Consider the following 22,110-nt stretch of genomic DNA (forward strand, 5'->3'; position numbering starts at 1 on the left):
CTCCCGCCGGTCACCGGAGCCTTCTACGGTGACGCCCATGCGCCTGAGAACCGTACTCGCCACCCTCACCGCCGGCCTGGCGGCGGCCACCTGTCTGACCGCCGCCGGGCCCGCCAGCGCCAACTCCGCGGACAGCAGCGCCTGTTCGCCCGCCGTCTCCATCGACCGCTTCTCCGACGCGCTCGACAAGACGACGTACCAGGGCACCTTCGTCGGCAACTTCTCCGCGCTCGCGGTGGACCGGGACGGCTCGCTGGCCGCGCTGGAGGACCGCTCCTCCCTCTTCAGCCTGGACCCGAAGACCCTCCAGCCGACCGCTGCGCTCCACCTCGCCGACGAGAAGGGCGCCGACCTCGACTCCGAGGGGCTCGTCGTCGACGTCCCCCACTCTCGGCTTCGCTCGAGCGGGGGGACCCCCATCGGCACCCTGCTGATCTCCTCCGAGACCGAGCCGTCCGTGCGCCGCTACTCCCGGGACGGGAAGATCCTCGACCGCCTCCCGGTCCCGTCCTCCCTCCTGGTCGCCCCGGCCGGCCGTGCCACGCACAACCAGACCTTCGAGGGCCTGACCCTGCTGCCCGGCGGCCACACCCTGCTGGCCTCCATGGAGTACTCGATCTCGGGCGACTCCACCGGCATCGTCCGCTTCCAGACCTGGCAGCGTCACCACGGCCGCTTCGAGCTCGCCGCCCAGTACGCCTACCGCACCGACGCCGGCCTCGGTGTCCCGGAGGTCCAGGCCACCCCCGACGGCCGCCTCCTCGTCCTGGAGCGCGGCTTCACCCCGGGCGTCGGCAACACCGTCCGCCTCTACCTGGCCGACCCCCGCCACGCCACGGACACCAGCGGCATCGAGAACCTGACCGGTCAGCCGGACGTCCACCTGATCAAGAAGACCCTGCTGGCCGACATCGCCGACTGCCCGAGCCTGGGCGCCACGGCCAAGCAGCCCCAGCCGAACCCCCTCCTCGACAACATCGAGGGCATGACGATCACAGGGCGTGACCACACCGGCCGCCTGAAGGTCCTGCTGGTCAGCGACGACAACCAGAACGCGGCACAGACGACCCGGTTCTACTACCTCCGGGTGCGCGCCTGATTGTTGCGCGGGGATGAAATCCGCTCCTGTCGGCGTTGGTGTCTTCCGGTAGAGCAGGTCTGACTGACGGAAGGCACCGGCGTGGCAGCGCAACGGGGATGGGCACGACGGCTGGCGGGCTATGCCTGGCGGTATCCGAAGGACGTCGTCCTGGCCCTCGGCTCCTCCCTGGCCGGCATGGCCGTCATGGCCGTGGTCCCGCTGATCACCAAGGTGATCATCGACGACGTGATCGGCGCCCGCACCCGCTCCATGGCCCCCTGGGCCGGCGCCCTGATAGCCGCCGCGCTCCTGGTCTACGCACTCACCTACATCCGCCGCTACTACGGCGGCCGTCTCGCCCTCGACGTCCAGCACGACCTGCGGACCGAGATGTACGACACGATCACCCGCCTCGACGGCCGCCGCCAGGACGAGCTGTCCACGGGGCAGGTGGTCGGCCGGGCCACCAGCGACCTCCAGCTGATCCAGGGCCTGCTCTTCATGCTCCCGATGACCATCGGGAACGTCCTGCTCTTCCTGATCTCCCTGGTGATCATGGCGTGGCTGTCGCTGCCGCTGACCCTGGTCGCCCTGGCCGTGGCGCCCGCGCTCTCCTACATCGCCAAGCGCAGCCGCAGCAAGCTGCACCCCGCGACCTGGTACGCGCAGGCCCAGGCCGCCGCCGTGGCCGGTGTGGTCGACGGCGCGGTGAGCGGCGTGCGCGTGGTGAAGGGGTTCGGGCAGGAGGAGCAGGAGACCGGGAAGCTCAGGGAGGTCGGCCGCAGGCTCTTCGCGGGGCGACTGCGCACCATACGACTGAACAGCAGGTTCACCCCCGCCCTCCAGGCCGTCCCCGCCCTCGGCCAGGTCGCCATGCTGGCGCTGGGCGGCTGGCTGGCCGTGCGCGGGCACATCACGCTCGGCACCTTCGTCGCCTTCTCCACCTATCTCGCCCAGCTGGTCGGCCCGGTCCGGATGCTCGCCGTGGTCCTCACCGTCGGCCAGCAGGCCCGGGCCGGCACCGAGCGCGTCCTGGAGCTGATCGACACCGAGCCGACGATGAAGGACGGCACCAAGACCCTGCCCGCCGACGCGCCCGCGACCGTCGAGTTCGACGACGTGTCCTTCGGCTACGACCGCTCCCCCGGCACAACCGGCCCCGTCCTGGACGGGCTCAGCTTCGAGATCCGGCCGGGGGAGACCCTGGCCGTCGTCGGCTCCTCCGGCTCCGGAAAGTCCACCCTGTCCCTTCTCCTCCCGCGCTTCTACGACGTCACCCGCGGCGCCGTCCTGATCGGCGGCCACGACGTGCGCGAGCTGACCCTGGACTCGCTCAGGGCCGCGATCGGACTGGTGCCCGAAGATTCGTTCCTCTTCTCCGACACCGTCCGCAACAACATCGCCTACGGCCGCCCGGACGCCACCCACGAGGAGATCGAGGCCGCCGCCCGCGCCGCCCAGGCGGATCGTTTCATCGCCGAGCTGCCCCAGGGCTACGACACCAAGGTCGGCGAGCACGGCCTGACCCTCTCCGGCGGCCAGCGCCAGCGCGTCGCGCTCGCCCGTGCCCTGCTCACCGACCCGCGCCTGCTGGTCCTGGACGACGCGACCTCGGCCGTGGACGCCCGCGTGGAGCACGAGATCCACGAGGCGCTCAAGCACGTCATGAAGGGCCGCACGACCCTCCTGATCGCCCACCGCCGCTCCACTCTCAACCTCGCCGACCGCATCGCCGTCCTGGACGGCGGCCGGCTCGCCGACCTCGGCACGCACGAGGAGCTCCAGGAACGCTCCGCCCTCTACCGCCGTCTGCTGACCGACCCGGACGAGCTGGGCGGGGTCTCCCCGGGCCACGAGCGCCCGGCCGAGCCGCAGGAGGACACTTCCGTCCGCGAGGAGCTGGACGCCGAGTTCGACGCCGAGCGCGGGGTCACCCCGCGGCTGTGGACCGGCGACCGCGAGCCCAAGGATCTGGCGCTGTCCGGCACTCCGGCCACCCCCGAACTCCTCTCCCTGGTCGAGGCGCTGCCCCCGGCCACCGACACCCCCGACATCGACGAGGCCCGCGCGGTACGCCCCGAGGACTCGTACGGCCTGCGCCGCCTGCTCCGCGGCTTCGGTCTGCCCCTGCTGGTGAGCCTGCTGCTGGTCGCCGTGGACGCGGGCGCGGGTCTGCTGCTGCCGGTGCTGATCCGGCACGGCATCGACCAGGGCGTCACGAAGACGGCCCTCGGCGCGGTGTGGGCGGCCTCGCTGCTGGGCCTGCTCACCGTGCTCGTGCAGTGGGCGGCGCAGATCGGCGAGACCCGGATGACCGGCCGTACCGGCGAGCGCGTGCTGTACTCCCTGCGCCTGAAGATCTTCGCCCAGCTCCAGCGCCTCGGCCTCGACTACTACGAGCGCGAGCTGACCGGCCGGATCATGACGCGGATGACCACGGACGTCGACGCCCTGTCCACCTTCCTGCAGACCGGCCTGGTCACGGCGTTCGTCTCGGTCGTCACCTTCTTCGGCATCATGGCCGTCCTGCTGGTGATCGACATCCAGCTCGCCCTCGTCGTGTTCGCCACCCTGCCCCCGCTGATCGTGGCCACCTTCTTCTTCCGCCGGGCGAGCGTGCGGGCGTACGAACTCGCCCGGGAGCGGGTGTCGTCGGTGAACGCCGATCTCCAGGAGTCGGTGTCCGGGCTCAGGATCGTGCAGGCGTTCCGCCGCGAGCGGGACGGCGGGCGGCGGTTCGCCGAGCGCAGCGACAGCTACCGCAAGGCCCGTATCCGCGGCCAGTGGCTGATATCCGTCTACTTCCCCTTCGTCCAGCTGCTGTCCTCGGTCGCGGCCGCCTCCGTCCTCATCGCGGGCGCCGGCCGGGTGGAGGCGGCCACGCTGACCACGGGTGCGCTGGTGGCGTACCTCCTCTACATCGACCTGTTCTTCGCCCCGGTCCAGCAGCTCTCCCAGGTCTTCGACGGCTACCAGCAGGCCACGGTCTCGCTGGGCCGCATCCAGGAGCTGCTGCGCGAGCCGACCTCCACGAAGTCCGCCGACGAGCCCCTCGACGTCCTCTCCCTGCGCGGCGACATCGCCTTCGAGGACGTGCACTTCGCGTACGGCGCCGCCGACGCGGCCGAAGAGGCGCTGACCGGCATCGACCTGACCATTCCCGCCGGGCAGACGGTGGCCTTCGTCGGCGAGACGGGCGCCGGCAAGTCGACCCTCGTCAAGCTGGTGGCCCGGTTCTACGACCCCACCTCCGGCCGGGTCACGGCCGACGGCACGGACCTGCGCACCCTGGAGCTGACCTCGTACCGCCACCGCCTCGGCGTCGTCCCGCAGGAGGCGTACCTCTTCGCGGGCACCATCCGCGACGCCATCGCCTACGGCCGCCCCGACGCCACCGACGCCGAAGTGGAGGCGGCGGCCCGGGCGGTCGGCGCGCACGAGATGATCGCCACGCTCGACGGCGGCTACCTCCACGAGGTCGCCGAGCGCGGCCGCAACCTCTCGGCCGGCCAGCGCCAGCTGATCGCACTCGCCCGCGCCGAACTGGTCGACCCCGACGTCCTCCTCCTCGACGAGGCCACGGCCGCCCTGGACCTGGCCACGGAGGCCCAGGTCAACCAGGCCACCGACCGTCTTGCGGGCCGTCGTACGACACTGGTGGTCGCCCACCGGCTGACCACGGCCGCCCGCGCGGACCGGGTGGTGGTCATGGACCACGGCCGGGTGGCGGAGGACGGCACCCACACGGAACTCCTGGCCCGCGGCGGCCGCTACGCCGAGCTGTGGCGCACCTTCGTGGGCCAGTCCGAACCGGAGGAGCCGGTGGGCGTGTCGCGTTGAGGGGCGGTTGGCACTTCCTGGTGACGGTCGTGCAACCATCCGACACATCTCGTGCGTCCGTACATCAGTACGGTCATCGGCGAGGTGTGGCGGCGGTGCGGGGAGGACGACAGTGGACAGAGGTGCGATACGCCGGCGCGTGGCGCTCGGCGCGGCTGTGCTGGCCGGGTCGCTCGGGCTCGCTCTCGCGGTACCCGGCACCGCCCAGGCCGCGGTGGACCGCTCCTGTGCCGGGCGCGAGGTGCGGACCCTCCCCTTCAGCACCGGCATCCTTCACGTCTACAAGCGCAACGGCTACGTCTGCGCCGTCACCGTCCCCAGGCATCCGGGCGGCGAGCGCGTGATGTCGGTCAGTGTGCAGGCCCGCGGCAACCGGCCGGTCGTGGACAAGGGCAGGTACAGGTACCAGGCGGGTCCGGTGACCGTGCACGCCGGCCGGCGCTGCGTGTGGGTGCGCGGTTCGGTGGGCTGGGACGCGGTCACTTCCGGCTGGATCCTGTGCTGATCGCGACATTCAGCCAATCCCCCCTGGTGTGACAGGAGTTGCTCCGATAGCTTCCGGCGCACATCTGTCTCACAGGGGAGAGTGCGCATGCGCAAGGCGCTCAGATGGCTGCTGGCGCTCACGGTCTTCATAGGCACGCTGAGCACAGCGGCGGGAGCGGCCACCGCCGCCCAGTCCGAGCCCACCGACATCAAGGACCAGCTGCTGTCCATACCGGGCATGAGCCTGATCCAGGAGAAGCCGTACCCCGGCTACCGCTACTTCGTCCTGAACTACACCCAGCCGATCGACCACCGCCACCCGGACCGGGGCACCTTCCAGCAGCGCATCACCGTGCTGCACAAGGACGTTTCGCGCCCCACGGTCTTCTACACCAGCGGCTACAACGTCTCCACCAACCCCTCCCGCCGCGAGCCCACCCAGATCGTGGACGGCAACCAGGTCTCCCTGGAGTACCGCTTCTTCACCCCCTCCCGCCCCGACCCGGCCGACTGGTCCAAGCTGGACATCTGGCAGGCGGCGAGCGACCAGCACCGCGTCTACGAGGCCCTGAAGCCGGTCTACTCCGCCAACTGGCTGGCCACCGGCGGCTCCAAGGGCGGCATGACCGCCACCTACTACGAGCGCTTCTACCGCCACGACATGGACGGCGTGGTGGCCTACGTGGCCCCCAACGACGTGGTGAACAACGAGGACTCGGCCTACGACCGCTTCTTCACCACCGTAGGCACCAAGGAGTGCCGGGACCGGCTGAACGCCGTCCAGCGGGAGGCACTGGTCCGCCGCGAGCCGCTGGAGAAGAAGTACGCGCAGTACGCCGCCGACAACAACTACACCTTCACCACCATCGGCGGCCTGGACAAGGCCTACGAGGCGGTCGTGCTCGACTACGTCTGGGGCTTCTGGCAGTACAGCCTGCTGAAGGACTGCGACTCCGTCCCGGCGGACGCGGCGGCTGCTTCCGACGAGGCGATCTGGAACTCGGTCGACACGATCTCGGGCTTCACGGCCTACACGGACCAGGGCCTGGCCCAGTACACGCCGTACTACTACCAGGCGGGCACCCAGCTGGGCGCTCCGACGATCCACTTCCCGTCCATCGAGAAGGGCCTGATCCGGTACGGCTACCAGCCGCCGCGCAACTTCGTCCCCCGCTCCATCCCGATGCGCTTCCAGCCGTCCGCGATGCGGGACGTGGACACGTGGGTCCGGCACCACGCGCAGCACATGCTGTTCGTCTACGGCCAGAACGACCCCTGGGGCTCGGAACGCTTCCGCCTCGGCGCGGGGGCCCGTGACGCGTACGTCTTCACCGCCCCCGGGTTGAACCACGGTGCGAACGTGGCAGGCCTGGCGGCCAAGGAGAAGGCACTGGCTACGGCGCGGATTCTGGAGTGGGCCGGGGTCGCGTCGTCCGCGGTCCAGAAGAACCCGTCCGCGGCGAAGCCGCTGGCTCGCTATGACGCGAAGCTGGATGTGCGGGACGTGGAGCGGGAGCCGGCGCTACGGCCGTAGTGCCGCCTCGACAGTTGCGAAGGCGGGCCCGGCCTGACCGAGCCCGCCTTCGCGGGGCACTGCACACCGTTGAGCGACAAGCCGATGGCCTCTCAGCCTCAGCCATCGAGGTCCGGCAGGATCCCTATGCACTGGCACTCCGGCCCGGTCCCGCCTCCGGGGTGGGGCTCGGGCTTGGGATCGGGGAAACAGGGGCCGGGGTCACAGGGAACGGGGTCAGGAATGTGAGGGCGAGGTCCAGGCCTGGAATGCCCCCGGCCCCGGTCGCCCTTGCCGTGGTCGCCGTGACTGCCGTGAGGTGCGGTAGCCGTGGTGCCGGTGTGCGGCGTCGCCGTGGCGGCGAGTGCGCTGGTGGGCAGCAGCGCGCCTCCCGCGGCCAGGGCGGCCGAGGCGGCAAGCATGACAAGCTGCCGCGTCCGAATGGTGTGAGTCATGGGGATTCTCCTTTGCCGGCAGGCCGTCACCCTGGGGCGATCTGAAGATCAGGTACGGACAGGGCGTCGCTCTGGTCGAGCTGTGCATCGGATGCGGACGGGCCGCTGTTCCGGTCGGGTATGCGGATGTCCCCGGAGCCGAATCTTTCATCGGATTCATCGCCGGCATCGGGAATGTGCATCTTGGGGCCCTTTCCCCCTTTAGCGTTAGGGTCCGGCTCCCATGTGCCGTCACCGCACAGCAGGATCTGATCGCATTGATTCCCGTTCTTTCCGTCGTAACATGCGGTCGCCGGCAGGCAGATGGTGTCGTCGTTTTTTTCCTTGGGCTTCTTCTTCTTGTTCTTGTTCGACGGGTCCGGCCCTTCCTCATGTATCGACCCCTTGTGTAGGGCCGGCGCGTGTTGTGGCGCATGTGCCGCGAGGGCGCTTGTCGCCCCCAGTAGGCTTCCTACGGAGAGGGTCGTCGAGGCGGCTATGGCCGCGAGTCCCCTTTGCCATGCATTCATGAATTTTCATCCTCTCGGAGAAATCTGCGGTTCTTGTCTTTTGAGTGAATGCCGGGGAGGCCCCAGCGTCACGTCACCGAAATTCGTGACTTGACGCAAGAATGCGATCTTGGTAGCTGCCGGCATGGGAGAGAGGAATCACGCCCGACGGGCGCAGCCCACCGGATTCCGTCCGCCCAACTGGACGTAGAGGACCGTCGACGCGGGGCAGGCGTCCCGGCTGCCGACCGCCTTCGTGATCTTGTACCGGGGTTTGTGGCGTCCGCTGCCGTCGCACGCCGTCTCGCGTACCTGGCCGTCGCCCGAGTCGTACACGCAGTCGCCGGGGACGGTGCGCGGGCCGCCTCCGGCGCCCGGGTCGCCGGGGTGCGGGGGCTCCAGGTTGCGCATGCAGGCGTAGCCCTGGGGGATCGCGCCGTCGCCGTCCTCGTCGCCCTCCGGCCGCTGTGCGCTGATGTGCAGGACGAAGTCGGTGGCCGGCGGGCACAGTGGGCCGTCGGTGGCCGTGCCGTCGTAGCGTGCGGTGACCCGGGCGGCGGCCCGCTCGCTCGCGCAGGGCACCTCGGTGAAGCTGACGGTGCCGAAGGAGCTGCACTCGCCGACCGCGAGGAACTGGGCGCCGTAGCCGGAGGGGTGGGCGGAGGCGGGCCGGGCGTCGCCCACCGGGGCGTCCGCCGGGCCCCGGCAGCCGGTGAGCAGGGCGGCCAGGGCGGTCAGGGCGAGGGCAGTCGGCAGCAGCCGGTACGGCTCCCCCACGGCACCTTTCCCGCGCATCCCACTCCCCCAGACACCCCCGTCCAGCGTGGCTCCCGGCGAGGGGGCCACGCCAGACATGTCGGCGGGTTTCCGCCCTTTGGGTGTGTTGCGCCCGGAGTGTGACGTACGTCTAGTACGTCAGCCCGTGACCGAGGGGATACAGCACCTGCGCCGGATCGTCCGCCCGTTGCACCGGCACCGGGAGCCGGCCGCGCGGGTTCACCCGGCCGGCGATCACCCGCGCGGCGGCACGCAGTTCGACGTCGGTCCAGGAGTAGGCCGCCAGGCAGGCCTTCACCGAGGGGAGCTGCGCCACGTCGTAGGGGTTGCGGAGGGCGACGGCCACCACCGGCCTGCCGGTGGCGAGCAGCCGCTCGACCAGGGTCCGCTGGGCGCTGCCCGCCGTCAGGTTGTACGTCCCGACGACCACCGCGTCCGCGCGCCGGGCCGCCGTCACCGCGTTGTCGATGACCGCCGCGGAGGGTGCGGTCCCGGTGGACAGGGCGGTGGCGGTGAAGCCCAGTTCGGTGAGGGCGGCGGCCAGGACCCCGGTGGGCGGTCCGGTGGTGCCGGACGGGGAGGCCGGGTCGGCGCCCACGACCAGGATCCTCGGCTGGGTGCGACGGTCGAGCGGGAGGAGGCCGTCCTCGTTGACCAGCAGGGTGGTGGTGCGCTCGGCGATCCGGTCGGCGGTGGCCAGGTGGGACTTGGTGCCCACCGTGCGCTCGACGTCGGACGGAGTGACGTGGGCCCGGTCGAAGAGTCCGAGCCGGGCCTTCAGCCGCAGGATCCGCAGGATCGATTCGTCCAGGCGGTCCTCGGTCAGCTCGCCGTCGCGCACGGCTTCCAGGACCGCGTTCCACGCCACGGCGATCGACGGCGGGTTGAGCAGCTGGTCGACGCCGGCCTTCAGGGCCAGCACCGGTACCCGGTCGTCGCCGTACTTGGTGCGCACACCCTGCATGCCGAGGGAGTCGGTGACCACGACCCCGTCGTAGCCGAGTTCGCCGCGCAGGATGCCGGTGAGGATCGGGTGGGAGAGGGTGGCCGGGTCGCCGGAGTCGTCGAGGGCCGGGAACTGGATGTGGGCGGTCATGATCGAGTCGATGCCCGCGTCGATCGCGGCCCGGAAGGGCACCGCGTCCAGCTCCTCCCACAGCTCCCGGCTGTGCGTGATGACCGGGAAGCCGGTGTGGCTGTCGACGGCGGTGTCGCCGTGCCCCGGGAAGTGCTTGGCGGTCGCCGCGACCCGGGAGGCCTGATAGCCCGACACCTCGGCCGCCACCAGGGCCGCCACCGCCTCCGGGTCGGCCCCGAAGGACCGTACGCCGATGACCGGGTTGGCCGGGTTGACGTTCACGTCGGCGTCGGGGGAGTAGTCCTGGTTGATGCCCATCGCGCGCAGCTCGGCGCCGGAGATCCGGCCGAGGGTGCGGGCGTCGGACCGGGAACGCCCCGCCCCGATCGCCATCGCACCCGGGAACAGCGTGGCCGGCTTGCCCACCCTGCACACGATGCCGTGCTCCTGGTCGGTGGCGATGAGCACCGGCAGGCCGCGGGGCTGTTCCAGGGAGGCCTGCTGGATGCCGTCGGACAGCTCGGCGATCTGGTGGGGATCGCGGGTGTTGTGGGCCCAGGTGAAGTAGATGATGCCGCCGACCCGGTACTTCCCGATCAGCTCGGCGGCCGTGCGGACCCCGATCTCCTTGAGGTTGGCGTCGATGTCGGCCTGGTCGGGGGCGGTGGCGGAGTGGCCGTAGACCCGCATCACGAAGAGCTGGCCGACCTTGTCCTCGAGGGTCATGCGCGAGATGAGCGACCGGAGTGCACGGTCGTTCGGGGCGGCGGCGTGGGCGGCGCCGGCCGGTGCGGTCAGCGCGGCGGTGAGACCCGCGGTCGCGGCGAGGACGGCCCGTCTGGACGGCCGTGCGGTGTTTCCCGTGCTTCCCGTGCTTCCCGTGCTGTCGTGCACGTGCGCTCCTTCCAGAGGAGAACCGCTGAAGGAAACTTCCGAGAAGTCACCAATATCCGGGAAGTTTCTTTCCGTCAAGGGACTGCACAGTAAGCCAGGATGAGGCCGCCATCGGCGCAAAGGAGGGGGGCGCGCCGATGGCGGTGGGCTGTCGGGCGTGGTGCGGCGGAGAGGGTGCGTCGGCGTTCGCGGCCTGCGGCGAGGGCCGACACCGCACCACGGAGGCGTCCGGCAGCCTGAGCGTTGGACGGGCGGGGGCGCCGCCGGGTTCCCGAAGGAGTGAGCCGCAGGTCCAGCCCCTGGACATGCCGCCCGGGTGTCCGGCCGACCGGCCATCATGGCCGACATGCCCGCAGTCGACATCCCCGGTTCCAAGTCCCTCACCGCCCGCGCGCTCTTCCTCGCGGCCGCCGCCGACGGCGTCAGCACCCTCCTACGGCCCCTGGTTTCGGACGACACCGAGGGCTTCGCCGAGGGCCTGCTCCGGCTCGGCTACCGGGTGGGCCGCACCCCGGACGCCTGGCAGGTGGACGGCCGCCCGCAGGGCCCGGCGCTCGCCGAGGCCGACGTGTACTGCCGCGACGGCGCCACCACCGCCCGCTTCCTGCCCACCCTGGCGGCCGCGGGCCACGGCACCTACCGCTTCGACGCCTCCCCGCAGATGCGCCGGCGCCCCCTCGGCCCGCTCACCCGGGCGCTGCGCGACCTCGGCGTCGACCTGCGGCACGAGGAGGCCGAGGGCCACCACCCGCTGACCGTCCGGGCGGCCGGGGTCGAGGGCGGCGAGGTCGTGCTGGACGCGGGCCAGTCCTCGCAGTACCTGACCGCGCTGCTCCTGCTGGGCCCGCTGACCCGCACGGGCCTGCGGATCCGGGTGACCGACCTGGTCTCGACGCCGTACGTGGAGATCACGCTGGCGATGATGCGGGCGTTCGGCGTCGAGGTGGTCCGGGACGGCGAGGTGTTCGAGGTCCCGGCGGGCGGGTACCGGGCCACCACCTACGCGATCGAGCCGGACGCCTCGACCGCGAGCTACTTCTTCGCCGCGGCCGCCGTCACCCCGGGCCGTGAGGTGACCGTGCCGGGCCTGGGGTCCGGGGCGCTCCAGGGCGACCTGCGGTTCGTCGAGGTGCTGCGTCGGATGGGCGCCGAGGTGGAGGTGACCACGAACCGGACGACCGTACGCGGCACGGGAGTTCTGCGCGGGCTGACCGTGAACATGCGGGACATCTCCGACACCATGCCGACGCTCGCCGCGATCGCGCCGTTCGCCTCCGGCCCGGTCCGCATCGAGGACGTCGCCAACACCCGGGTGAAGGAGTGCGACCGCCTGGAGGCCTGCGCGGAGAACCTCCGCCGGCTCGGCGTGGAGGTGGCGACCGGCCCCGACTGGATCGAGGTCCGGCCCGGCACACCCCTGCCGGACGTCGGGATCAAGTCCTACGGCGACCACCGCATCGTCATGTCCTTCGCGGTGACCGGGCTGCGCACCCCCGGGCTGTCGTACGACGATCCCGGCTGCGTACGGAAGACGTTCCCGGGGTTCCACGAGGCGTTCGCGGCGCTGGAGACCGTCTGACCTCTCCGCCTGCCGGCATGGCTTCGGTTGCTCCGGCTCTGTACTGCTTACGTCCCGCCCGTGGCTCTGTCCCGCAGTTCGGGTGTCGTCGCCGCGACCGCCGCCACCGCCAGGACGCACATCAGGCCGCCGGCGACCAGGGCGGTCGCGCCGGAGGTCCAGCCGGCGAGCAGGCCGCCGCGTACGTTGCCGAGGTTGGGGCCGGCCTGGCCGACGATCGCCTCGGCCGCCGTGACCCGGCCGAGCAGCGCGTCCGGTGTCCGGGTCTGCACGATGGTGGAGCGGGAGACGACCGAGGTGGCGTCCGCCGCGCCCGCGACCGCGAGCAGGGCGAGGCCGATCCAGGGGTTGGTCGACAGGCCGAAGAAGACCAGGGCGGCGCCCCAGGAGGCGGAGGTGCACAGCATCACCGTGCCCGGCCGGCCGAGTCCGGTCAGCGAGCCGGACAGGGCCGTCGCCGCGACGCCGCCCACCGCCAGGGCCGACAGGAACAGGCCGAGGGTGCGCGGGTCGTTGCCGAACCGCTCCGCGTTGACCTGCGGGAACAGGCTCACCGGGAACGACAGCACGGTGGCGGCGAGATCGGTGACCAGGGCGCCCCGCACCACCCGGTGCCCGGCCAGGAACCGCAGCCCGTCGAGCACCCCGTGCACACCCGCCCGCGACGGCTCGCCCTGCGGCGGCAGCGTGGGCAGCCCGAAGGCGCCGTAGAAGGCGACACCGAAGCTGAGGGCGTCCAGCAGGTAGCAGGCGCCGATGCCCAGCCAGCCCAGCAGCACACCGGCCAGAGCGGGGCCGAGGAGCATCATCGACTGGCCGGTGACCTGGTTCAGGGCGAGACCGGCGGCCACCTGGTTCTTGGGCAGCAGCCGCGGGACGAACACCCCGGCCGCCGGAGCGCCGAGCGCGCCGAACACCGACTGCACGGCGACCAGCGCGAGAACGCCCGCCACCGGGACGTGCCCGATGAAGCCCTGCACGGCCAGCAGCAGCGAGCAGACGGCCTGGCCCACGGTCGCCGTCAGGTAGATCCGGCGCCGGTCCGCCCGGTCCACCCGGGCGCCCGCGAACAGCCCGAACGCCACCAGCGGCAGCGCCTGCGCCAGCCCGACCGCGCCGGTCCACCCCGTGCTGCGGGTCATGTCCCACACCTGGTACATGACCGTCACCATGGTCATGAACCCGCCGAGCAGGGACACGGTCCGCCCGATCAGCAGCCGTCGGAAGACCGGCGAGGTGCGCAGCGGCCGTACGTCGATGAGCGAGCGGGCGAGGCTCATGAGAGCGGGTGGGGACGGCGGAGGGCGCAGGGCGCGGGCTGCGGAATCACCCGGGGAGGTTAATGGCGCGCCGTCGGCCCGGCCACCGAATTACCTTGGTCGATCAACGGCCGGGCTCTGTTCCTCAGCGGCGGCTACACCACCCGCTGACCCGCTGTCAGGCCGCCTCGCCCAGCAGCCGTACGAGGTGGTCGCGGCCCGCGCCCAGCAGATCCGGGAGCGGGGCTGCCGACTCGTACCACCGCTTCTCGTACTCCCAGCACAGCCAGCCGTCCCAGCCGTGCCGGGAGAGGACGTCCACGCACTCGGTGAGCGGGAGGATGCCGGCGCCGAGCGGGAGCGGGGTGGTGTCGTCGGCCGAGGCGATGTCCTTGACCTGGACGTAGCCGAGGTGCGGGGCGAGGGACGCGTAGCTGTCCGAGGGCTGCTCGCCGCCCAGCCAGGTGTGCATCACGTCCCACAGCGCGCCCACCTGCCGATGGCCGACCGGGCCGAGGACGCGGATCAGATCGGCACCGGTGCGGTGCGAGTCATGGGTCTCCAGCAGGATCCGGACCCCGAGCGCGGAGGCGTCCTCGGCGGCGGCGCCCAGGCGCCGGGCGGCGATGGCGTCGGACTCCTCGCGGGGCCGGTCCGGGTCGCCGCCGGGGAAGACCCGGACGAACGGTGCGCCGAGGTCGTGGGCCAGCTGGAGGAGCCGACGGATCTCGTCGAGGACGGCGGAGTCGTCGCCGGGTGCGGCGACGCGCGCGTATCCGGCCAGGCCCAGCACCTCGACCCCGGCCGCCTTGAACAGCGCGGCCGTCTCGGCCCGTTCGGCGGGGGTGAGGCCCGGGTGCACCGGTTCCTCCGGATGGGCGCGCAGTTCGACGCCGTGGTAGCCGTGCGCGGTCGCGAGCGCGAGGACCTCAGGGACGGGCAGGCCGGGGACACCGAGAGTGGAGAACGCCAGCTTCATGGCCCGGACCCTACTCGTCACGCGCCCTGTCCGTGCAGATCCAACCGCCAGTCCTGGCCCACCAGGTCCCGGCCGAAGGAGCGGTGCGGCCTCTCGGCGACGAGCACGAAGCCGTGCCGCCGGTAGAGGCGGCGGGCGCTGCTGAGCACGTCGTTGGTCCACAGCACCAGATCGCGGTAGCCGACCCCGCGCGCGAAGTCGATCACCGCCCGCACCAGCCGGTCGCCGACGCCGTGCCCGCGCGCGTCGGGCTCCACCAGGAGCAGCCGCAGCCGCGCCGTGGCCGGAACGTCGTCCCGCACGCACATCACGCACCCCACCGGCCGACCGGCCGACTCCGCGATCCACACCCGCTCCAGATGCGGATCGTGGTCCTCCGCGAAGTCGGCGACGATCCGGGCCACCAGCCCCTCGTAGTCGGCGTTCCAGCCGTACTCGGCCGCGTACAGGGCGGCGTTGCGCTGCACGATCCAGCCGAGGTCACCGGGCCGGGGCTCGCGCAGGACGACCTCCCCGGCGGCCGTCTGCCGCTCCCGGTCCCCGAGGATGTCCCGGATGGTCCGCATCGCCTCCGCCAGCCGGGGCCGCTCCTCGGGCGCCACGGTGTCCAGCAGTGCCCCGACCGTCTCCCGCGCCCGCTCGTCCAGCAGCTCGGCGGCCTCCCGCCCGCGCGCGGTGAGCGTCACGCTCCTGCGGCGCGGATCCGCCTCGGACGGCCCGCGCTCGATCAGCCCCGCCTCCTCGAACCTGTTCAGGATGCGGCTCAGATAGCCGGCGTCCAGCGCGAGCCCGGTGCGCAGGTCGGCCGCGTCCAGCCGGCGGGCGTGCGCGAGTTCGTACAGGACGCGGGACTCGGTGAGGGTGTACGGCGCGTACAGGTGGCGGCCGTAGTCGAGGGCGCCGATGAGCCCGGTGTAGAAGCGGTTGAAGGCACGGACGTCCTGGACGGTCATGATCGCCCCCGGATACTTGACTCAGTCAGAGATACGCAACTCCCAGAGTAAGGCCCGGATTCTCCGGTGAGCCAGGGGACATGTGGTTGCCGGTCAGCGGGGCGCGAGCTCGGACAGCAGTGCCAGCCGGATCAGCTCCGCCTGGGTGCGGATGCCGGTCTTTGCCCGGATGCGGCGGAGGTAGCCGTCGACGGTGTGTACGGAGATGCCGATGCGGCGGGCGGTCGCGGCGTAGGTGTGACCGTGGGCGATGTGCCGGAGGACCTGCTGCTCGCGCCCTGACAGTGCGGGGTGCGGCGGGTGCGGCGGCTGCGTTGCGGTGGTGTGTGTGTCGTGCATGGGCCGTTCTTCCTGGCGGGGCGGGACCTGGTGTCCGCGCTCGTGTGCAGGAGTCACGGGATGCCTTGCCACCAACACTTTTCTGCGGGCGTTTTTTGTCGGCAGGCAGGCAGGCCGGCAGGCAGGCAGGGAGGGAGGGAGGCGGGCCCGACCGAACCGGGGTCGCGCCCGATGCGGACACGCCGTACACCGGCTGTCCGTCCCGGTCAAGACACGTCCTTTCGTGGCTTGGCCGGTCGTTGCGACGGCGTATCCCCTGGGAGAGCAGCGGACCCGCCGCTGCCCGTCACGTCCCGACGCTCGTGGATGTACGGAACTCTGCGAGGGAGTCCATGGTCATGGGCGTGAACGACCGAGGGACGGTTGCTGCCATGCGGGCGTCCGATCCCCAGGGGCTTGCAGCGGCGTACGACACCTACGCGCATCGCCTGTACTGCTACTGCTGCTCGGTGCTGCACAATCCCGACGCGGCGGCCGACGCCCTGCAGGACACGTTCATCCTCGCGAACGAGCGGATCGGCCAGCTCCGGAACCCGGAGCGGCTGCGTCCTTGGCTGTATGCCATAGCCCGTAACGAATGCCTCCATCAGCTGCGCGGTCAACGCCGTACCACCGCGATGGAGGAGGTCGGCGAGGTGTGTGACGAGACCCTCGATCTCGATGCCGACCTGCGTACCGAGGAGCTGCGGCACCTGGTGAAGGAGGCGTTCGAAGGGCTGAACACTCGCGACCGCGAGGTGCTGGAGCTCGCCATGCGCCAGGACCTGGAGGGCGCGGAGCTGGCCGCCGCGCTGGGTCTGTCGCTCAACCACACGCATGCGTTGCTGTCCCGTGCACGCCAGCAGCTGGAGGGCGCCCTGGCCGCGGTGATCGTGGCCCGCAACGGGCGGCGCGACTGCGCGGAGCTGGCCCGGATGCTGGAGGCGTGGGACGGCACGATGACCGTCCTGATGCGCAAGCGCATCAACCGGCACATCGGCGAATGCGAGGTCTGCGCCGAGCGCAAGCACCGCGACGTCAGCGCCGCCTCGCTGCTGGGCCTGCTGCCCGTCCCCGTGCTCTTGTCCTCGTTCCGCGACCGGGTGATCGGGCTGGCCATCCGTCCGGAGCACGCGGGTTACCGGCACGAGGTGACCCAGCGTGCGCCGCGCTTCGACCAGAACGGCTTCAGCGTCCCCCGCCACCGATGGGTCCGCCATTTGTCTCCCACGCCGGCCAAAATGGCCGCGGCCGGTATCACCGGCGCGGGAATCCTGGTCGCGGGCCCCTTTCTGTGGACGAGCCAGGGGCCAGGGGCGCAGGAGCACCGACCCGGCCCGCAGGTCACGCGCATCGAGCCGGGGAGAGCCGTACCCCCGGGTGTGATGCTGAAGCAGGGCGACATCGTCAACGGCAGAACACTGGCCCCGGGTGAGACCTACGGGCCGGGCGACAAGGTGCCGTCGGACGAGCCGGAACGGCGCCTGCACCACTCCTCGTCGGACAAGCCGTCGGACAAGCCGTCGGACAAGCCTTCGGAGGGGTCGGGGCTGTTGCAGCGGGTGGGGCCGTCGGACAAGCCGTCGGAGGGGCCGGTGCCGTCGCAGCAGGTGGGGCCGTCGGACAAGCCCGTCCCGTCGGAGGAGCCGGTGCCGTCGGAGGAGCCGGTGCCGTCGGAGGAGCCGGTGCCGTCGGAGGAGCCGTCGGACAAGCCGGTCCACTCGGAGGAGCCGTCGCAGCAGCCCGTCCCGTCGGACAAACCGGTCCCATCGAAGGAGCCGGTGCCGTCGAAGAAGCCGGTGCCGTCGAAGGAGCCGGTCCCGACCGAGGAGCCGGTGCCGTCCGAGGAGCCGGCGCCGCCCTCCGAGCCGCCCCCGCCCGCCGAGCCGCCCCCGCCCGCCGAGCCGCCCCCGCCCGCCGAGCCGCCCCCGCCCGCCGAGCCGTCGCCGGAGCCCCCGGTCGATTCGCCACCCCCGGACGTGAGTGATCCGGCGTCGCCGCCCCCGGCGCCTCCGTGCGATCCGATCGAGCAAAACTGCTCAGTGTCGTGATCAGCGACGAGCCGCTGAAACGGGCCGTCGATGGGCTTTCCACCAGCGAGGCCGACGGCCCCGGGACGGGGCCGCAGTGCTCAGCTCGGTGTGTCGACCGTGACGCGCATGCCCACGCGGACCTCGCGGCCCTCGTCGGTGTCGTGGACATCGGTCCACAGCGCCAGGAATTCGACGATCCCCGTGCCGCGGCCGTGCTCGTCGGGGGCGAGGTTCGCGTGACCGTGCTCGTGCCGGACGACCGCGCCCGAGTCCGTGAGGGTGATGAGCAGCTCGCCTGCGTCGAGGACGAGGAGCAGGGTCATCAGGGCGTGTCCGTGCTGGACGGCGTTGGAGGCCAGCTCGTCGACGACGAGGGCGGCGGAGTCGCGTTCGTCCTCGCCGACTCCCCAGCGGCTGAGGAGATCTTCCACGAAGTGTCGGGAGGCGGGGACCGATGCCTCCTCCGAGGGCAGGGTCAGCCGGGCCTGCTGGGCATCGACCAGGACGTGAGCTGCCGTTGCGGGAGTGTTGCGCATGTGGTCGGGGTGGCCGGAGAGGAGCATGGCGGCGATCCTTCACAAGGAGTCCTGACCGGTGGGGGGAGACCCCTTCCGGTGTCTTGCACCTGTGAGAGCCGCGGCCCGAACCAGGGCCAACACCTTTTGAAACGGCTTTTCAAGATTTTTTTGCGCCCAGGACTCTCCAGCGGGCCGGCGGAGCCAGGTTTCCGCCCTTACCCCCGCGGCACGCCCGAAGACCCCCGCACCATCAACTCCCCCCGCACCGAGGCGATCCCCCCGGGCGGCGGTTCCTCCCGCCCCATCGCTATACGCCCCGCCCGGGCCCCCGCCTCCGACAACGGCAACCGAACCGTCGTAAGAGAAGGCACCGCATCGATGCTGAACGGCAGGTCGTCGAAGCCCGCCACCGAGACGTCCTCGGGAATCCGCAGCCCCGACTCCCGCAGCGCGGCACACGCACCCAGCGCGACGGAGTCGTTCGCCGCCACGATCGCCGTCAGGGACGGGTCCCGGCGCATGAGCTCCAGCGTGGCCTCGTAGCCGGACCGGCGGTCGTAGCGGCCGTGCACCGTCCAGCCCGGGTCCTCCTCGATGCCCGCCGCCCGGAGCGCGGCGCGGTGGCCCTCCAGGCGGTGCCGGGTGGTCGTGCGCTCCTCGGGGCCCGCGATGTAGCCGAGGCGGCGGTGGCCGAGGCCGATGAGGTGGTCGGTCAGTGCGCGGGCGCCGCCGCGGTTGTCGAAGGTCAGTGCTATGGCCTCGGTGTCCGGCGCCGGCGGCCGCCCGCACAGCACCACCCGGGTCCCGGCGTCCGCCAGCTTCCGCAGCTTCGCCGCGACCGCCGCCGCGTGCGGCGCGTCCTCCACGGCTCCGCCGGTCAGCACCACGGCCGCCGCCCGCTGCCGCTGGAGCAGGGTGAGGTACGTCAGCTCGCGCTCCGGCGAGCCGCCCGTGTTGCAGACCACCGCCAGGCGCTCGCCGCCCGCCCGGCCGCCCGGCCCCCCGATCTCGCCCTGGATCGCGCTCGCCATGATCCCGAAGAAGGGGTCGGCGATGTCGTTGACGAGGATGCCGACGAGGTCGGAGGTGGCCGCGGCGAGCGCGCTGGCCGGGCCGTTGAGGACGTAGTCCAGCTCGTCCACCGCCCGCAGCACCCGCTCGCGCGTGGAGGCGGCCACCGGGTAGTTGCCGTTCAGCACGCGCGACACCGTCGCGGGGGAGACCTGTGCGCGGGCCGCCACGTCCGCCAGGGTCACCGTCATCTCGTCGTCCTCCGGTCGCGCATCGGGTCGCGCATTGGTGCTCGTACGTCCTCGTAGACAGGCCGGGCCCGGCCACGGTTCCGCCCGGTGTCGTGCAGACCTTAAGGCCAACCACCCCGTTTGTTCGCCCCCTCGAACAACTCGAAGGGGACACGGTCTTGTACGGACCTGTGGCAGAGGCTAGCTTCTGCACACAGAAAGCGCTTGCTGTGCCGGCGGTCGACGCCGGCGCCGCTGATGCCGAACGGGGCGCACGACGCCCACGAAGGGGACTGACGTGACACGCAAGACGGCGCGTATCGCCATGAACGGCGTGACCGGGCGCATGGGCTACCGCCAGCACCTCGTCCGGTCGATCCTCGCCCTGCGCGAACAGGGCGGCCTCGACCTCGGCGACGGCACCGTGCTGTGGCCCGAGCCGATCCTGCTCGGCCGCCGCGAGCACGCACTGAAGGCAATCGCCGAGCGGCACGGCCTGGAGCACTGGGCGACGGACGTGGACGCCGTCCTCGCCGACCCGACCGTCGACCTCTACTTCGACTCCCAGGTCACCTCGGCCCGCGAGGAGTCGATCAAGAAGGCGATCACGGCCGGCAAGCACATCTACACCGAGAAGCCCACCGCCACCGGCCTCGACGGCGCCCTCGAACTCGCCCGGCTGGCCCACGCGAAGGGCATCAGGCACGGCGTCGTCCAGGACAAGATCTTCCTCCCCGGCCTCCGCAAGCTGAAGCGGCTGATCGACGGGGGCTTCTTCGGCCGGATCCTGTCCGTCCGGGGCGAGTTCGGCTACTGGGTCTTCGAGGGCGACTGGCAGCCCGCCCAGCGCCCCTCCTGGAACTACCGCACCGAGGACGGCGGCGGCATCGTCGTCGACATGTTCCCGCACTGGGAGTACGTGCTCCACGAGCTGTTCGGCCGGGTCACCTCCGTCCAGGCCCTGGCCACCACCCACATCCCGCAGCGCTGGGACGAGCACGGCAAGCCCTACGACGCGACGGCGGACGACGCCGCCTACGGCATCTTCGAGCTCGAGGGCGGCGCGATCGCCCAGATCAACTCCTCCTGGGCGGTCCGGGTCAACCGCGACGAACTGGTCGAGTTCCAGGTCGACGGCACGGAGGGATCGGCCGTCGCGGGGCTCAGGAAGTGCCGGGCGCAGCACCGGTCCGCGACCCCCATGCCGGTCTGGAACCCGGACATCCCCGCCGCCGAGGTCTTCCGCGACCAGTGGCAGGAGGTTCCGGACAACGCCGAGTTCGACAACGGCTTCAAGGCCCAGTGGGAGCTGTTCCTGAAGCACGTCTACGCCGACGCGCCGTACCACTGGGACCTGCTGGCCGGCGCCCGCGGCGTGCAACTCGCCGAGCTGGGCCTGAAGTCCTCGTCCGAGGGCCGCCGCATCGACGTACCGAAGATCGCGCTATGACCATCCGACTCCCCGATCCTGCGGGCGGGTTGAGGGTGTACGAGCCCCGCCCCGAGCCCCTGGCCGTCACCCCCGGAACCCCCTTCACCTCCCGTACGGTCTTCTCGGCGGCCCACGTCGTCGCCGACCCCTTCGCGGACACGACCCCCGATTCCCCCGCCGCCGTCGACTGGGACGCCACCCTCGCCTTCCGCCGCCACCTGTGGTCCCACGGGCTCGGCGTCGCCGAGGCGATGGACACCGCCCAGCGCGGGATGGGCCTGGACTGGGCGGGCGCGGCCGAGCTGATCCGCCGGTCGGCGGCGGAGGCTCACAGCGTGGGTGGCCGGATCGCCTGTGGTGTCGGCACCGATCAGATCACGGGCGGCACCCTGGCCCAGATCCGCGCGGCCTACGAGGAGCAGCTCGCGGTCGTCGAGGAGTCCGGCGCGCAGGCGATCCTCATGGCCTCCCGGGCGCTGGCCGCCGCGGCCTCGGGCCCCGAGGACTACCTTGAGATCTACGGCCATCTCCTCCGCCAGGCCGCCGAGCCGGTGATCCTGCACTGGCTGGGCCCGATGTTCGACCCGGCGCTGGAGGGCTACTGGGGCTCGGTTGGCCTGGACGCGGCGACCGATGCGTTTGTGGAGGTCGTCGCCGCCCACCCCGACAAGGTCGACGGCATCAAGGTCTCCCTCCTGGACGCCCGGCGCGAGATCGATCTGAGGCGGAGGTTGCCGCGGGGCGTGCGCTGCTACACGGGCGACGACTTCCACTACCCCGAGCTGATCGCGGGTGACGAGCAGGGCTTCAGCCACGCCCTGCTCGGCATCTTCGACCCGCTGGGCCCGCTGGCGGCCGAGGCGGTACGGGTCCTGGACACGGACGACAGGGACGGCTTCCGCCGGTTGCTGGACCCGACGGTCGAACTGTCCCGCCACCTCTTCCAGGCCCCCACCCGCTTCTACAAGACGGGAGTGGTCTTCCTGGCCTGGCTCGCGGGCCACCAGTCCCACTTCACGATGGTCGGCGGCCTCCAGTCGGCCCGCTCCCTGCCCCACTTCGCCCGCGCCTACGAACTCGCCGACGGCCTCGGCCTGTTCCCGGACCCGGAACTGGCCGAGGAGCGTATGAAGAACCTGCTGTCGCTGTACGGGGTGAACCAGTGAGCACCGGACTCGAACGCTTC

The 22,110-nt window shown here is 71.7% G+C and carries 17 protein-coding genes; 8 read left to right on the forward strand and 9 right to left on the reverse strand.

What is annotated here, in order from left to right; genetic code table 11:
- Positions 1 to 37: 37 nt before the first annotated feature.
- From ACZ5DS_RS29860 to ACZ5DS_RS29875, 4 genes are all read left to right on the forward strand, one after another.
- Positions 38 to 1,099 (forward strand): esterase-like activity of phytase family protein, encoded by a 1,062-nt coding sequence (locus tag ACZ5DS_RS29860; protein WP_468244532.1) that lies wholly within the window; start codon positions 38 to 40, stop codon positions 1,097 to 1,099.
- 81 nt (positions 1,100 to 1,180) lie between these two features.
- Positions 1,181 to 4,921 (forward strand): ABC transporter ATP-binding protein, encoded by a 3,741-nt coding sequence (locus tag ACZ5DS_RS29865; RefSeq protein WP_468244535.1) that lies wholly within the window; start codon positions 1,181 to 1,183, stop codon positions 4,919 to 4,921.
- Positions 4,922 to 5,033: 112 nt separating this feature from the next.
- Positions 5,034 to 5,426: a hypothetical protein gene (locus ACZ5DS_RS29870; protein ID WP_468244537.1), complete on the forward strand. Its 393-nt coding sequence runs from the start codon at positions 5,034 to 5,036 to the stop codon at positions 5,424 to 5,426.
- An 87-nt stretch (positions 5,427 to 5,513) separates the two neighbouring features.
- A complete protein-coding gene (locus ACZ5DS_RS29875) occupies positions 5,514 to 6,941 on the forward strand; it encodes an aminopeptidase (protein WP_468244540.1) in 1,428 nt (475 codons plus the stop codon).
- A 460-nt stretch (positions 6,942 to 7,401) separates the two neighbouring features.
- Here the strand turns inward: ACZ5DS_RS29875 and ACZ5DS_RS29880 are convergent, their stop codons facing one another.
- From ACZ5DS_RS29880 to ACZ5DS_RS29890, 3 genes are all read right to left on the reverse strand, one after another.
- The gene (locus tag ACZ5DS_RS29880; RefSeq protein WP_468244543.1) at positions 7,402 to 7,884 is read right to left on the reverse strand and encodes a hypothetical protein; all 483 of its coding nucleotides are present in this window, start codon (positions 7,882 to 7,884) and stop codon (positions 7,402 to 7,404) included.
- Between the two features lie 138 nt (positions 7,885 to 8,022).
- Entirely contained in the window at positions 8,023 to 8,658 is a 636-nt protein-coding gene (locus ACZ5DS_RS29885) for a hypothetical protein (protein WP_468244546.1), read from the reverse strand.
- 112 nt (positions 8,659 to 8,770) lie between these two features.
- Entirely contained in the window at positions 8,771 to 10,612 is a 1,842-nt protein-coding gene (locus tag ACZ5DS_RS29890; protein ID WP_468244549.1) for a glycoside hydrolase family 3 protein, read from the reverse strand.
- 346 nt (positions 10,613 to 10,958) lie between these two features.
- On the opposite strand from ACZ5DS_RS29890, the gene aroA reads away from it, so the two are divergent.
- Positions 10,959 to 12,191: a 3-phosphoshikimate 1-carboxyvinyltransferase gene (gene aroA, locus ACZ5DS_RS29895; protein ID WP_468244552.1), complete on the forward strand. Its 1,233-nt coding sequence runs from the start codon at positions 10,959 to 10,961 to the stop codon at positions 12,189 to 12,191.
- A gap of 47 nt (positions 12,192 to 12,238) precedes the next feature.
- On the opposite strand, the gene ACZ5DS_RS29900 is transcribed toward aroA, so the two are convergent.
- From ACZ5DS_RS29900 to ACZ5DS_RS29915, 4 genes are all read right to left on the reverse strand, one after another.
- Positions 12,239 to 13,471 carry an MFS transporter gene (locus ACZ5DS_RS29900; protein ID WP_468244554.1) on the reverse strand — a complete coding sequence of 411 codons (1,233 nt, stop codon included), beginning with the start codon at positions 13,469 to 13,471 and terminating at the stop codon, positions 12,239 to 12,241.
- Between the two features lie 157 nt (positions 13,472 to 13,628).
- Positions 13,629 to 14,429 carry a sugar phosphate isomerase/epimerase family protein gene (locus ACZ5DS_RS29905; RefSeq protein WP_468244557.1) on the reverse strand — a complete coding sequence of 267 codons (801 nt, stop codon included), beginning with the start codon at positions 14,427 to 14,429 and terminating at the stop codon, positions 13,629 to 13,631.
- 17 nt (positions 14,430 to 14,446) lie between these two features.
- Positions 14,447 to 15,382 (reverse strand): bifunctional helix-turn-helix transcriptional regulator/GNAT family N-acetyltransferase, encoded by a 936-nt coding sequence (locus ACZ5DS_RS29910; RefSeq protein WP_468244559.1) that lies wholly within the window; start codon positions 15,380 to 15,382, stop codon positions 14,447 to 14,449.
- Between the two features lie 93 nt (positions 15,383 to 15,475).
- Positions 15,476 to 15,721, reverse strand: a complete 246-nt coding sequence (locus ACZ5DS_RS29915) for a response regulator transcription factor (protein WP_468244562.1) — start codon at positions 15,719 to 15,721, stop codon at positions 15,476 to 15,478.
- 338 nt (positions 15,722 to 16,059) lie between these two features.
- Here ACZ5DS_RS29915 and ACZ5DS_RS29920 point away from each other — a divergent pair, with 338 nt between their 5' ends.
- The gene (locus ACZ5DS_RS29920; protein WP_468244564.1) at positions 16,060 to 17,751 is read left to right on the forward strand and encodes an RNA polymerase sigma factor; all 1,692 of its coding nucleotides are present in this window, start codon (positions 16,060 to 16,062) and stop codon (positions 17,749 to 17,751) included.
- A gap of 80 nt (positions 17,752 to 17,831) precedes the next feature.
- On the opposite strand, the gene ACZ5DS_RS29925 is transcribed toward ACZ5DS_RS29920, so the two are convergent.
- Entirely contained in the window at positions 17,832 to 18,296 is a 465-nt protein-coding gene (locus tag ACZ5DS_RS29925; RefSeq protein WP_468244567.1) for an ATP-binding protein, read from the reverse strand.
- Positions 18,297 to 18,466: 170 nt separating this feature from the next.
- Positions 18,467 to 19,513, reverse strand: a complete 1,047-nt coding sequence (locus tag ACZ5DS_RS29930) for a LacI family DNA-binding transcriptional regulator (RefSeq protein ID WP_468244570.1) — start codon at positions 19,511 to 19,513, stop codon at positions 18,467 to 18,469.
- Between the two features lie 277 nt (positions 19,514 to 19,790).
- Here ACZ5DS_RS29930 and ACZ5DS_RS29935 point away from each other — a divergent pair, with 277 nt between their 5' ends.
- Complete coding sequence (locus ACZ5DS_RS29935) at positions 19,791 to 20,942, forward strand: Gfo/Idh/MocA family protein (protein WP_468244573.1); 1,152 nt, start codon at positions 19,791 to 19,793, stop codon at positions 20,940 to 20,942.
- Positions 20,939 to 22,090: a dihydrodipicolinate synthase family protein gene (locus ACZ5DS_RS29940; protein WP_468244575.1), complete on the forward strand. Its 1,152-nt coding sequence runs from the start codon at positions 20,939 to 20,941 to the stop codon at positions 22,088 to 22,090. The genes ACZ5DS_RS29935 and ACZ5DS_RS29940 overlap by 4 nt, the downstream gene beginning before the upstream one ends.
- Positions 22,091 to 22,110 lie beyond the last annotated feature (20 nt).

The sequence above is a fragment of the Streptomyces sp. NPDC031100 genome, assembly GCF_055570785.1.